Raw genomic sequence first — 13,407 nt, 5'->3', positions numbered from 1 at the left:
CGGCGGCTTTTTTCGGGGAAACCGTGATGTTCAGCAAGAAAAAAAACGCAGGTATCGAGCGCTCGAGGCTTGCCACGTTGATCGCAGAAGACGTGCGAATTACCGGCGATCTTCAGTTCAGCGAGGGGTTGCGCATGGACGGCCATATCAAAGGCAACGTCAGCGGCGCGGCCGGCAGTCAGACCTTGCTCGTCCTGAGCGATCGAGGCTCGATCGAGGGCAACGTGCACTGCTATGACGTGGTGGTCAATGGCCGGATCGTGGGCGATCTGACGGCCGATCACTTCGTCGAACTGCAGGGTAATGCGCATGTGACCGGCAATATCTATTACCAGCAGTTGCAGATGGATTGCGGCGCTTCGGTCGAAGGCAAGCTCAAGAAATGCGAGCCGGCTCAGCCGCTGCTGGCACGTCCGGCCGCAGGCAGCGAACCGGTGCGGGTCATGCTGCGCGAGAGCGAACCTCGCGAAGTTCGCCCCGCCGAACTCAAACCGTCTCCGTCGAAGGCTGAGCGGGGGTGATGCCGGGCCTGGTGTCCGCACGCCTCGCCGGGCGTCTCCTTCGGCTGACGCAGCACGCGCACGGCGCGGTGTGCCGACGCACTGACGCACCGATGCACTGACGCGCCGCGCCCGAGCGTGGCGAGCATGTCACGCTCGACGCTCGGCCGCTTGAACAGAGGAACACGATTCAGCCGCTCGCGAGCAGCAGGTCACCGGTGAAGACGAACCCGCATGCCATGCCGGATTGCACCTGCTGTGGCGCTATCGCGGTTACACTGCGGTTCATGCACTCCGGCTCCACGTTCCGACTCCGTCCGTCGACCTCCGTCCGCACCGCTTTCGCGAGCGTGGAGTTCGCACGCATGGACGCTTCGCTCAACGTGCACGCCAAAGCCAAAAAACAGCCGCTCATCTGACCGGAGCACGCTGTTCCGTCGTCAGATGTGCGACGGAACGACCGGTTGACCGCCCCCCAGCTTTCTCCTTTCTTCCTCGCACCGCTGACCGGATTCGATACGGTCGTCATCGAGGTAGAAAACATGTCTGATTTCTCGGGTATCTGGATTCCGCTGATTACGCCGTTCGCCGACGGCGCGGTCGATCACGCCGCCTTGCGCGCGCTCGTGCGCCGCTATGCCGACGCCGGCGTGGCCGGTCTCGTCGCGCTCGGCACGACCGGCGAGCCGGCCACGCTCGACGCCGCCGAACAGGATGCCGTGCTCGCGACGATTCTCGACGCGGTGCAGGTTGCCGCTGACGCGACCCCGCAGCGGCACGCGTTGCCGGTACTGGTCGGCGTGTCGGGTAATGGCACGGCGAGCATGCGCGAGCGCATCGAACAGTTGAATCCGCTGCCGATCGCGGGCGTGCTGATTGCCGCGCCGTATTACACGCGGCCTGCGCAAACCGGTATCGTCGGCCATTTCAGCGCGCTGGCCGACGCGAGTGCGCAACCCGTCGTGCTGTACGACATTCCGCAGCGCACCGGTGTGCGGCTCGAACTCGACACGCTGCTCACGCTGGCCGCGCATCCGCGGATTCGGGCGATCAAGGATTGCGCGGGCTCGCTCGACACAACGCTTGCGTTGATTCGCGACGCTCGCTTGCAGGTGCTGGCCGGCAACGACCTCGAGATCTTCGGTACGCTGTGTCTTGGCGGCAGCGGGGCGATTGCGGCAGCCGCGCATGTGCGGCCCGAGCGTTTCGTCGCGCTGCATCGTGCGCTCGCCGATGGGCGGCTCGACGACGGGCGGCGGATTTTTCAGGCGCTCGTGCCGCAGATCGAGCTTGCGTTCGTCGAGCCGAATCCGTCGCCGGTCAAGGCGATGCTTGCGGCCGAAGGCTGGATCCGCAACGAGTTGCGCATGCCGATGACGCCTGCGAGCGACGCATTGGCGCGGCGGCTCGAAGCGCTCGTCGCGAGCGCAGAGGGCGAACGGAGGTAAAGCGGCAGGGCTAAGCGGCGGCATGAGGTCGCGGCACGAAGCCGCGACGCGCGGCCGTGGCGTAAAGCGGTGATCCGAAGCCGAGAAGCGCGGGCTGGCCGGCCCATGCCCGGCCTAGACCCGGTTCATACCGGCCCGTGCTTTCTCAAATCGTGCCGGCTGCCGTCGGCGCATATCCGACATCGTCGTGATGCACGCGGGCCGCCCCGAGTGTCTCCGTCGACTGACGCAGCGCGCGCATGGCGCGGCGTGCCGCGCGGTGCGCCGACGCGCTGCGATCGAGCGTGGCAAGCATGTTGCGCTCGACGCTCAGCAGCTTGAACGCGAGCACGATCAGGCCGCTCGCGAGCAGCAGGTCGCCGGCGAAGACGAAGGCGTACAACGCCGACGTCGTGCGCGGATTGGCGAGCACGAGCGACAGGTTGGTGCGGTTCAGCAGCGCGAGCACGAGCGGCAGGATTGTATTGAGCGACGCGAGCATGGCGCCGGTCGCCGCGATAGAGCGTGCCGGGCTGAGATGCGTGCGGCGCGGCCGGCAGATGTCGTAAAGCGTGCCGAGGCGGCACGGCAGGAAGAACAGCGCGAGCAGCGCGGCGCGGAAGAGAATCGGCAGCGGATACGCGAGCGCGCCGCCATAGAGCGCGCAGAACAGCAGCGACAGCGCGAGCCCGGTGCGCCACGGCGCGCGAATGCCGAGCAGCTTGCGCAGGCCGCACCAGATCAGGATCCGGCATTGCAGCGCGAACGTTGCGCCGAGCACGAGAAACACACCGTGCCGCCACGTCAGATGCAACGCGAAGCAGGCCGACGACGCGCCGTTCAGATAGAACCCGACGGCCCAGAAACGGAATGCGACGACCTGCGGGAACATGCGCGACAGCGCCGTGGTGATGAGCGCACAGCAGAGGAACGTGATCAGCCACAACGAGGTATACGTCGCTACGTCGAAAGTCATGAAATCTCCAACACCTTGCCTGTTTTGTTTTGTGCGTTGCCGTCGTAGCCGTCGTTGCGGCCGGGCGTCTGCCCAATCGTCATGAAAACTGACGACAACATGCTTTTATGTCATCCCGAAGTCGTTTCGGGGAAATCATTCTGAAAAGTCGTTGCGAAGCTCGTTTCAACGCGTGGCGTGCTCACGCGGCCATTGTTCTCCCCCTGAGCATGGCGCCGAAGTCGCCGGCGTTGACTGGCTGGCCGGGCAGGACGCCTGGCATTGCGTTGCATGTGTTGCTGGCGTTGCGCGTCGTCGAGGGCGGCTGGTCGGCCTGCGATTTCGTCTCGACGTCCGCGGCCCGTGTTGCCATTTCGAAAGGATGTGCGAACGCGGCAGCGAAACGTTTGCGCGAAAGATCGAGTGGATTGGGTTTGCCGGGCGCGCGCGCGATCCGAGGCGTGGCCGTCGAGGTGGCGCGCGCGAGCGGGCAGGCCGTCGCCGCGAGCGCGTCGGCGAGCCGCCACGCGTGCCGCAGCGGCATCGGCGCAAGCAGAAACATGCGGTCCGTCAGTTCGGGCGCGCCGGACGACGCCAGCGCCACGGCCACGAACGAAATAGCGACGAACCAGAAAGGGTGGGAACTCAGCATATGGGGTCCAACCGCCGGGAGAAGGGCGGTTTGACCTGTTATCGGCAGTTCGCGGCTTTTATTTAGACAAATCGAGATGCCTTCGCGAGCCGGCACGATTGGGCGCGGATGGCGGCCGGGCCGGGCTTTGCGGCGTGTTTCAGCGGTGGATCACGGGGGCGAGTCGCAGCGGCGAATCACGCTCGCAGATCGCGTTGGCGGACCATGGCAGCAAGCCCCGGCGGCGCGTCATGGCAGCGCTGCCTCGGGACGGCTCAGCGCGAAGCCTTCGTCGAGCCAGCCGGTGACGCCGCCGGCCATCAGCTTGACGGGGCGCGCGAGTTGCGCGAGCCGCAGGGCACTGCGCGCCGCGCCGTTGCAGTGCGGGCCCGCGCAATAGGTGACGAAGAGCGTGTCGGCGGGATAGCCGGCCAGCTTCGACGCGACGATCTTGCCATGCGGAAGATTGAGCGCGCCCGGCACGTGGCCCTGGGCGAACAGCGCGGGACTGCGCACGTCGAGCAGCACGAAGCCGGGCGCGCCGCTCGCGAGCGCGGTGTGGACGTCGGAACAATCGGTTTCGAATTGCAGCGACGCCTGGAAGTGGGCGAGCGCGGCGGTGCTGTCGGCGGCGGGGATCGCGGTGACGGCGTTGGCGCGATTAGTGACGTTGGTGCCGTCGCTGTCGGCGGTGCGGCTGGAAGGCATGGAAGTGTCGGACATGGCTAGGCGCGATGGCAGGGTTGAGCGGATGGCCTGTCGGCGGGCGGGGCTGCGGTGCGATCAGGCGGTTTGATTGTGCCGCTCGGCCCATACGCGGATAAGTGGCGTAATTGTCAATATCCGGTAACATCGCGCCATGCAAAACCATCTCGTTGTCGCGCTGGCCTACGATCGGCTCTGCACCTTCGAATTCGGCTGCGTGACCGAACTGTTCGCGCTCGAACGTCCCGAACTCGGCGTGCCCTGGTATCGCTTCGCGGTTTGCGCGGCCGAGCCGGGGCCGATCCGCGCGGCGGGCGGCATTACGATCGGCGCGCCGCATACGCTGACGCTGCTCGCACAAGCCGACACGATTGTGATTCCGGGCTGGCGCGACGCGGACGAAGCACCGCCCGCCGCGCTGCTGAGCGCAATCCGCGCCGCCTACGAGCGTGGCGCGCGACTCTGCTCGATCTGCTCGGGTGTGTTCGTGCTCGCGGCAGCGGGCGTGCTCGACGGCAAGACCGTCACGACGCACTGGCGCTATGCGGAGACACTGCAGCAGCGCTATCCGCATCTGCGCGTGCGACCCGACGCGCTCTATGTCGACGAAGGGCGGATCATCACGTCGGCGGGATCGGCGGCCGGGCTCGACATGCTGCTGCACCTCGTGCGGCGCGACCACGGCAGCGCGATCGCGAACCGCGTCGCGCAACGGCTCGTGGTGCCGCCGCATCGCGAGGGCGGGCAGGCGCAGTTCGTGCCGCGACCGGTGCCGCACGACGAAAGCGGGCGTCTCGCGAAGCTGATGGACTGGGTGCGCCGCCATCCCGCCGAGCCGCACACGCTGCGCTCGCTCGCCGAGCGTGCCGCGATGAGCACGCGCACGCTGCAACGGCAATTTCGCGACGCGACCGGCATGGCGCCGTACGACTGGCTCGTGCGCGAGCGCGTCGCGATTGCGCGCGAACTGCTCGAAGCGCTGTCGCCGTTGCCGATGGCGCGCGTCGCGGAACTGGCGGGGTTCGGCTCGGAAGAATCGCTGCGGCGGCATTTCCGGCGCATTGCGCTGACGAGTCCGGGGGCGTACCGGCGCAAGTTTGGGGCGCGGGACGCAGGTTGAGTGCCGGGTGGCGGTGGATTACGCGATCCGGGTGGTGTCAGGATTGCGCAATGCCGGTTTAGGGGCTGTGAGGTTCGGGTGGATTTTCAGGTCGATCCTTAGGTGGCCCCTTAGGTGGCCCCTCAGGTGGACCTGAGGGCAGCGCTTTCTGAAAAGCGCATCAAACCAGCGCGGTCTGCACATCCACGCTTCGATGCAGGGCCTTCGAATACGGGCAGGTCTGATGGCAGTGATCGACAGCATGGCCGAATTGAGCGCGTGGGCGCATCTGCGCAGCGGCGGCGGGCAGAAGTCGGTGATCGCCGATGACCTGATCGCATTCGGCAACCGGCACGACTGGCAGTTGCCGCTGATCGATCTCGCGCAATGCGAGGCGCAGGTGGCGCCAGCTGGAAAGCGTATTGCGAGGCTTATGATCGCGGTGCGATAGCCTCGCAGCCACGCGAGATCCGCAACATCGCCACTCAGAACAACTCCCTTTGCCCCGACATCAACCTCGTGAAATCGTCGCGCAGCAAAGGCAGAATCGCGTCGGCAACCGGCTGCAATTGCCGCGTCAGATAGTGCTCGTAGTCGATCGCCGAGCGCAGCGTTTCGAGCGGCTCGGGCCCGGCGATCGTCATCACGTAGCTGATCCAGCCGCCGTTCTGATATTGCAGCGGACGTCCCTGCGCGCGATTGAAGTCATCGGCGACGCGTGCCGCGCGCACGTGCGGCGGCACGTTGCGCTCGTAGGCGGCGAGCGGGCGGCGTAACTGCTTGCGATACACGAGTTGATCGTCGAGCCCGCCCGCGAGCGTATCGCGCACATAGTCGCGCACGTAATCCTGATACGGCTGCTGTTTGAAAATGCGCCGGTACAGCTCCTGCTGAAACTGTTGCGCAAGCGGTGTCCAGTCCGTGCGCACGGTTTCGAGCCCCTTGTAGACCACTTCCTCGCTGCCGTCCGCGGCCACGCTGAGACCCGCATAGCGCTTCTTGCTGCCTTCTTCGGTGCCGCGCACGGTCGGCATGAAAAAGCGCCGGTAGTGCCGCTCGAATTGCAGTTCGAGCGCGCTGTCGAGTCCGAAGCGCGCCTGCAAGGTCTGCCGCCACGCCGCGTTGATATGGTCGACGAGCGCGCGGCCGATGCGCGCGGCGGCGTCCTCGTCGCGCGCGTGCTTGAGCCACACGAAGGTCGAATCGGTATCGCCGTAGATCACTTCGTAGCCTTGCGCCTCGATCCATTCGCGCGTCGTGTGCATGATTTCATGGCCGCGCATCGTGATCGACGACGCGAGGCGCGGATCGAAAAAGCGGCAGCCGGTCGAACCGAGTACACCGTAGAACGCGTTCATGATGATCTTCAGGGCCTGCGAGAGCGGCTTGTCGTGCTCGCGCTTGGCCGCTTCGCGCGCGTCCCAGACCTGCGCGACGACCGACGGCAGGCAGTGGCGCGTGCGCGAAAAGCGCGCGCCGAGAAAGCCCGGCACCGAGTGTTCGTCGTCGGGATGCAGCAGGCCTTCGACGAGACCGAGCGGGTCGATCAGAAACGTGCGGATGATCGACGGATAGAGGCTCTTGTAGTCGAGCACGAGCACGGAGTCGTAGAGGCCGGGCCGCGAATCCATCACGAAGCCGCCGGGGCTCGCGGCGCCGGCGACGTCGCCGAGATTCGGCGCGACATAGCCTTGCCGATGCATGCGCGGCATATACAGATGCGTGAACGCCGCGACCGAGCCGCCGCTGCGATCGGCGGCGAGGCCGGTCACGCTCGCGCGTTCGAGCAGAAACGACAGCAGTTCGGTCTTCGCGAAGATGCGCGTAACCAGTTCGCAATCCTTGAGGTTGTAGCGTGCGAGTTCTGGCTTGGCTTCGTCGAAGCGGCGCTGGATTTCATCCATGCGCTGATACGGGTTGTCGATCGCCTTGCCCTCGCCGAGCACCGAGCGCGACACGTATTCGAGGCTGAACGACGGAAAGCTCCACGTCGCCGAGCGCAAGGCCTCGATACCGTCGATGACAAGACGACCCGCCACGCCCGCAAAAAAGTGATTGCGCGTGACGCTGTGCTCGCGCCACTCCATCACGGCGCCGCCGCGGCCGATGCGCAACGGCACGCGATACTGTTGCGCATGCTGTTGCAGCACCTTCAGATCGAACTGCACGAGATTCCAGCCGATGATCGCATCGGGATCATGCAACTCCATCCACGCGATCAGTTTTTCGAGCAGCTGGGCGCGCGTTTCGCAGTATTCGAGCCTGAAGTCGAGCGCGCCGGCGTCGCCGTCGCTGTCGTTACCATTAGGCGGGCCGAGCATATACACCTGGCGCTCGCCGCAACCTTCGAGCGCGATCGAATAAAGCTCGGCATGCACGCTCGTTTCGATGTCGAGCGACACGAGCTTCAACGGCGGACGATAACCGTTGGCCGGTTTCAATTCGCCGTTCAGAAGCGGGCCTTTGGGCTGCGGCTCGCCGCTGAACCACACGGGCGCGGTGATGAAGCGCTCCATCATGTAGCGCTCGGGCGGCTGGATATCGGCTTCGTAGACGTCGATACCGCCTTGTTTCAGGCGTTTTTCGAGGCCCTTCAACTGCCGGTATTGCGGGCAGTAAAGCCCCATCACCGGACGCTGCTGGAAGTCGCGCAATTCGAGCGACCGCAGTTCGTGCTGCTTGTCCTCGCGCAGAATCGTCTCGGCGCGCTCGCGATGTTCGCCGGGAATGAAGGCGACCGAAGGCTGAAGGCGCAAACGGATATGGCGCGGCCCGCTATCCGTGGCCAGCCAGAATTCGATTTCCGTGCCGGCGGGCGTGTCCCGCCAATGCCGGGTCAAAATGAAACCCTGCTCGAACTCAGTCAAACTCGCACCTCTTTTACGCCTCTTCGCTCTACCTCTCGACGGGCTTGATCGCCTTGTGCGATTTTACCGCCGCAAGCGTTGGCCGCGATGGCCGAAGAAGGGCGCGGAGTGCGGATGTAGAGCGACGCAGTAAAACGAAGTCGTGCAGGTGAGGCAACGGCCTGCGTTAAACGGGCGAAATAAAAAAGGCGCTCCTGAATGGACCAGGTGAATCAAACGGACCAAACGGACCAGGCGGCGCGCCTGCGCAAGGCACGTCGAACGGAAAACCCGCTCAGGCTTCGAGCGCGAGCGTCGCGAACGTGCCGAGCCAATGCTCGCCCATATAGTCGCCGGCCACGTGCGCGAGCGCGCTATGCAGATGGCGCTCGGCGCTTTCGAACAGCACCGTGCGGCGTACGTCGCCAGCCGGCAGCACGCGCGCGAGCGAGCGCTGGCACCACGCGCGGCTCAGATTGAGACCGTCGAGGTGGGCGATCTTGCCGTCGCTGCGATCGGTCACGATGGCGGGCTCGAACAGCGTCGCGGGCTTCTTCGCGCCGAGGTCCGGCAGAAAGCGGCCAAACCAGTCGACGAATTGCGCGGACGGCAGCACGCGCCGCATCAGTTCCGCTTCCATCAGCGAAGGGGAGAGAAATTCGTCGCCGCACGGCTCCCATGCCTGGCAGGCGACGTCGTCGAGGAACCAGCGCTCGGCGGTGCTGACGATCAGCGCTTCGAGCGACGTGCGCGAGGTTTGCCGCGCGAAATCGAGCGTCAGCGCCAGCGCGAAAGCCATGTTGAAGTGCGTGCCGACCCGCAGCGGATAAGTCGCCTTCGGCAGAAACTCCTCGAAGCGTTCGACGAAGGTAGCCGTGAGCGGCGCGAACGTCTTCGACCAGCGCGCAGCCTCGGAGATCTTCAGCGCTTCGAGCTGCGCGCTCAGCGCGAGCAGCCATGCCCAGCCATAGGGACGCTCGAAGCCGCGGTTGTGCGGCAGGTCGAGATACGCGAGTTCGCCGGCCACGTTCGCGTGGGTGAAATGCTCGTCGGCCACCGCGACGATGCGTGCGGCCTCGGGCAGATCGGGGAAGCGTTCGAGCAGATGCAGAACCAGCCAGTAGCCATGCACGCACGAATGCCAGTCGTAGCTGCCGTAGAAGATCGGGTGCAGCGCGCGCGGGCCCTGCACGTCCTGCGCGCCGGCAAGCGCGTGCGTGAGCTTGTTCGGATACTCGCGCGTGAGGTGGGCGAGCGCGAGGTTGGCGAATTTCGACGCGAATTCGCGGGTGAGTTGTTGCGGCAACGGCGCGGTCATCGGCGGCTCCTCAGAAGCGGAATACGAACAGGTACAACAGTATGGTGTTGACAACCAACAGGAGTAAAGCGGTCGGCCATTGTGCCTTGATGACGCCGTTCTGGTCTTTCAGTTCGAGCAGCGCGGCGGGCACGATGTTGAAGTTGGCGGCCATCGGCGTCATCAGCGTGCCGCAGAAGCCGGACAGCATGCCGATCGCGCCGAGAATCGCGGGGTTGCCGTTGAACTGATGCACGATCAGCGGCAGGCCGATGCCGGCCGTCATCACAGGAAACGCGGCGAACGCGTTGCCCATGATCATGGTGAAGATCGCCATGCCGAACGTGTAGGCCGCGACCACCGCGAACGCCGAGTCGACCGGAATCCACGTTTTCACGAGATCCGACACCACGTGACCGACGCCCGCGACCGCGAACAGCGCGCCGAGCGCCGCGAGCATCTGCGGCAGGATCGCGGCCCAGCCGACCGTGTCCATGGTTTGGCGCGCATCTTTCAGCGCATGCACGGGCGAGTCGCGCAGCATGAAGAGCGCCGCGCCGAATGCGACCAGCGTGCCGAGCACGAGCGAGATCAGCGTGACGTTCTTCGTCTCGACGAAGGGGACGTATTTGAGCGTGAGCGTGCCGGCCAGCGTGATGAGCGGAATCAGCAGCGCCGGCACGAACAGCTTGTTGCCGAAGCGCCGCGCATTCGCCTCGCGGCGCGCGGCGGCGGCTTCGCCGTTGCTGTCGGTGTGGCCTCGTCCGAGCTTGCCGGAGCCCGCGATCAGGGCGAGCGCGATGGCGAGGCAGCCTGTCACGAAGTGCGGCAATTCCGCGCCGAACAGGAACGTGAGCGCGTAAATGCCCCAGAACAGAAAGTTGATGACGCGGCGCGGATTCGAGCGGTCGCGCAGATTGAACAGCGCGAACGCGGCGAACATCAAACCGGCGAGGACGTAGAGGGATTCGAGCTTGATCATCGCGCGGCGCTCCGTTTGTAGGCGCTCATTTTGTGCGACAGATTGCGGTCGAGCAGGATCAGGCGGATCACGTGAATGATGAGCGCGGCGATCGCGGTCGGAATGGCCCACACCGAGACCTGCAACGGTTCGACGAAGACGCCGTTCTGTTCGAGAAAGCCCTTGATGAGCAGGATCGACTGGATCGCGATGAAGATGTCCTCGCCGAAGAACACGGCGATATTGTCGACCGCCGATGCGTTCGCGCGAATCTGCTGGCGCACCGCCTCGGGCAATTCGCCGTGACGGTTCGCGGCGGCGGCTTCGGCCATCGGCGCGATCAGCGGCCGTACCATTTGCGCGTGGCCGCCGAGCGAGGTGAGGCCGAGCGCCGCCGTGATCTGGCGGATCACGAAGTAGAGCATCAGCACGCGGCCGGTGGTGGCGGCCTGCAGGCGTGAAATCAGATGCCGCGCCTGTTCCTTCAAGCCGTTGCGTTCGAGCAGCGCGATCACCGGCAGCGTGAGCCAGATCAGGCCCATGTAGCGGTTATCGGCAAAGGCCTTGCCGAACGCGCTGACGATCTCGACCGGGTGCAGGCCGCCGGCCACCCCGGTCGCGATGCCCGCGAGCGTGACCACCAGCAGCGCGTTGAAGCGCAATGCGAAGCCGAGCACCACGATCGGCACGCCAATCAAAACCCACATGCGGCTCTCCTTCTGGTTGCGGCGACGCCCGGTTACCGGCGCGTTGCGCGATGACGATGCGGCGGATGAACGATGGCCCGGCGATCAGCGAACCCGCGCGCCTGCCGGCACGGCGACGGAATCTAGCACGATAATTTATCGATAAATAGGCGAGAAAATATTTTCACAGGGTAAACGCCAAGATTCGCCAACCCCACCGTCACTCCACGCCGATTTCCTCGGCCGTCAGTTGCCGCAACTGTTCGAGCAGCTTCACGGCCGGACTCGGCAGAATGCCTTGCCGGCGCCGGAACGCGGTCAGCGTGCGGCGCCCGGCCACGCCGGGCAGGCCGAGCGTATCGAATACGCCGGCCTTGCTCTCGGTCACGTACATCGGCGCAGCCATCCAGCCCAGAAAACCCGAACGCGCGACGAGGCTCTTCAGCACCGTGATCGAACGCGTTTCGACGACCACGTTCGGCAGCCCGAGCCCGTGCTCGGCGAACACGCTCTGCATCTGCTCGAACGGCCCGGTGCCGCGCGGCGGAATCGCCCAGCGCTCGCCGAGCGTATCGGCGAGTGTGAGACCGGGCTTGCGCCGCAGCGGATGATCGGGCGCGGCGACCACATAGCTCGCGTCTTCCCAGCGGCAATCGGCGATCGCCGTGATTTCGTCGCTATCGGGCACGGCTACGCTGAGCGCGAGGTCGATCTCGCGCCTGACGAGCGCGTCGGCGAGACGGTCCCACACGCCCTCGATGATCTCCACGCGCAGATTCGGCCACTTGTCGAGCACGCGGCCCACCGCGAGCGGCAACACGAGGCTCGCGATGCTGCCTGCCGCGCCGACGCGGATCGTGCCGCGCGCGAGCCCGCGCAGCGCGTCGATTTCCTCGCGCGCCTGTTCGGCCTCGCGTTGCAACAGAAGCGCATGCGGCAGCAGCACCGCGCCGACCTCGGTCAGATGCATGCCGCGCGAATGCCGCTCGAACAGCGGGGCGCCGACCTGTTCCTCGAGACGGCGAATGGTCCGGCTCAGCGCGGGCTGCGTGACGTGCAGCGCATCCGCCGCGCGGCCGAGGCTGCCGCTTGCGACGATCGCCGCGAACGCCTGAAGTTGCTGCAGGTTGTAAGTCATGCCAAAAGGTAATGCCTTTTTTCAAATAAGGCAATTTCCGGCTACCCATACCGTCGGGATAATGGCCGTTCGTTTTGTTGCGCCGATTTTTCGCGCCGACGTGTTGTACTTATAAAAAACAGGAGACATCGCATGACAGCCCACGTGACAGCCCACGCTGCGCAGCAGAATCCCGGCAATCACCCGCAATGGACCGTGCGCGACGCGGTCATCGACTTCGCGCGCCGCGTCGGCATGACGTCGATCTTCGCGAACCCGGGCTCGACCGAGTTGCCGATGTTTCGCGATTTCCCCGCCGATTTCCGCTATGTGCTCGGTCTGCAGGAAGCCGTGGTGGTCGGCATGGCCGACGGCTATGCGCAGGCCACCGGCAACGCGGCGCTCGTGAACCTGCATTCGGCGGCGGGCGTCGGCAATGCGATGGGCAACATCTTCACGGCGTTTCGCAACCGCACGCCGCTCGTCGTCACGGCGGGCCAGCAGGCCCGCTCGATCCTGCCGTTCGATCCGTTTCTCGCCGCGACCCAGGCGACCGAATTGCCGAAGCCCTATGTGAAGTGGAGCATCGAGCCCGCGCGCGCGCAGGACGTGCCGCTCGCGATCGCGCGCGCCTACGCGATTGCGATGCAGGAGCCGCGCGGCCCGGTGTTCGTGTCGATTCCCGCCGACGACTGGGATCAGCCCGCCGAACGCGTGCCGGAGCGCGAGGTCGCGCAGGTCATGCGCCCCGATGCGGCAATGCTCGCCCGCATCGGCGCGTTGCTCGACGCGTGCGAGCGGCCCGCGTTCGTGGTCGGCGGCGCGGTCGATCGCGCCGATGCGGCGGCGGACGTCGTGCAACTGGCGGAGCGCCATCGCGCGCGCGTCTATGTCGCGCCGATGAGCGCACGTTGCAGCTTCCCCGAAACGCATCGCCTGTTCGGCGGTTTTTTGCCCGCGATGCGCGAGCGTATCGTCGACCTGCTCGACGGGCACGATGCGATCTTCGTGATCGGCGCGCCCGCGTTCACGTATCACATCGAAGGACATGGCCCGCATGTGCCGCCGGGCGCGCAGCTATGTCAACTGATCGACGATCCGGGTGTGGCTGCATGGACGCCGCAGGGCATCGCCGCGGTCGGCAACGTGCGGCTCGGCGTGCAGGACCTGCTGGCGCGCGCCA

12 protein-coding genes and 1 pseudogene are annotated in these 13,407 nt (G+C 65.7%); 5 read left to right on the top strand and 8 right to left on the bottom strand.

The window, feature by feature from the left end; genetic code table 11:
• Nucleotides 1-26 precede the first annotated feature (26 nt).
• Both G3N58_RS12660 and dapA read left to right on the top strand, forming a co-directional pair.
• Nucleotides 27-521: a polymer-forming cytoskeletal protein gene (locus G3N58_RS12660; protein WP_167039782.1), complete on the top strand. Its 495-nt coding sequence runs from the start codon at nt 27-29 to the stop codon at nt 519-521.
• A 521-nt stretch (nt 522-1,042) separates the two neighbouring features.
• Nucleotides 1,043-1,948 (top strand): 4-hydroxy-tetrahydrodipicolinate synthase, encoded by a 906-nt coding sequence (gene dapA, locus G3N58_RS12655; protein ID WP_205999337.1) that lies wholly within the window; start codon nt 1,043-1,045, stop codon nt 1,946-1,948.
• Between the two features lie 145 nt (nt 1,949-2,093).
• Here dapA and G3N58_RS12650 read toward each other — a convergent pair whose 3' ends face one another.
• From G3N58_RS12650 to G3N58_RS12640, 3 genes are all read right to left on the bottom strand, one after another.
• Entirely contained in the window at nt 2,094-2,903 is an 810-nt protein-coding gene (locus G3N58_RS12650; protein ID WP_205999309.1) for a hypothetical protein, read from the bottom strand.
• A gap of 181 nt (nt 2,904-3,084) precedes the next feature.
• A complete protein-coding gene (locus tag G3N58_RS12645; RefSeq protein WP_205999308.1) occupies nt 3,085-3,630 on the bottom strand; it encodes a hypothetical protein in 546 nt (181 codons plus the stop codon).
• Between the two features lie 132 nt (nt 3,631-3,762).
• Entirely contained in the window at nt 3,763-4,221 is a 459-nt protein-coding gene (locus G3N58_RS12640) for a rhodanese-like domain-containing protein (RefSeq protein ID WP_205999336.1), read from the bottom strand.
• Nucleotides 4,222-4,372: 151 nt separating this feature from the next.
• On the opposite strand from G3N58_RS12640, the gene ftrA reads away from it, so the two are divergent.
• Nucleotides 4,373-5,338, top strand: coding sequence for a transcriptional regulator FtrA (gene ftrA, locus G3N58_RS12635; protein ID WP_205999307.1), 966 nt, complete (start codon nt 4,373-4,375; stop codon nt 5,336-5,338).
• A 226-nt stretch (nt 5,339-5,564) separates the two neighbouring features.
• A pseudogene (locus G3N58_RS12630) lies at nt 5,565-5,767 on the top strand (DUF2252 domain-containing protein); the annotation flags it as partial.
• 35 nt (nt 5,768-5,802) lie between these two features.
• Here the strand turns inward: G3N58_RS12630 and G3N58_RS12625 are convergent.
• The 5 genes from G3N58_RS12625 to G3N58_RS12605 form a co-directional block, all read right to left on the bottom strand.
• Entirely contained in the window at nt 5,803-8,184 is a 2,382-nt protein-coding gene (locus G3N58_RS12625) for a DNA polymerase II (RefSeq protein WP_205999306.1), read from the bottom strand.
• 274 nt (nt 8,185-8,458) lie between these two features.
• Nucleotides 8,459-9,469: a DUF2891 domain-containing protein gene (locus tag G3N58_RS12620; protein WP_167039940.1), complete on the bottom strand. Its 1,011-nt coding sequence runs from the start codon at nt 9,467-9,469 to the stop codon at nt 8,459-8,461.
• 22 nt (nt 9,470-9,491) lie between these two features.
• On the bottom strand, nt 9,492-10,442 hold the full coding sequence (locus G3N58_RS12615) for a DUF979 domain-containing protein (protein ID WP_205999305.1): 951 nt from the start codon (nt 10,440-10,442) through the stop codon (nt 9,492-9,494).
• On the bottom strand, nt 10,439-11,128 hold the full coding sequence (locus tag G3N58_RS12610; protein ID WP_167039796.1) for a DUF969 domain-containing protein: 690 nt from the start codon (nt 11,126-11,128) through the stop codon (nt 10,439-10,441). The genes G3N58_RS12615 and G3N58_RS12610 overlap by 4 nt, the downstream gene beginning before the upstream one ends.
• A gap of 199 nt (nt 11,129-11,327) precedes the next feature.
• Nucleotides 11,328-12,245, bottom strand: a complete 918-nt coding sequence (locus tag G3N58_RS12605) for a LysR family transcriptional regulator (RefSeq protein WP_205999304.1) — start codon at nt 12,243-12,245, stop codon at nt 11,328-11,330.
• Nucleotides 12,246-12,377: 132 nt separating this feature from the next.
• Here G3N58_RS12605 and mdlC point away from each other — a divergent pair.
• Nucleotides 12,378-13,407 (top strand): benzoylformate decarboxylase (mdlC, locus tag G3N58_RS12600; protein WP_205999303.1); only part of this gene is annotated, 1,030 nt, incomplete at its 3' end.

The sequence above is a fragment of the Paraburkholderia sp. Ac-20342 genome, from assembly GCF_017104985.1.
In the GTDB taxonomy this organism is placed as follows: domain Bacteria; phylum Pseudomonadota; class Gammaproteobacteria; order Burkholderiales; family Burkholderiaceae; genus Paraburkholderia.
The sequence above is the reverse complement of the archived record's forward strand: the minus strand, read 5'-3'. Positions and strand labels throughout refer to the sequence as shown.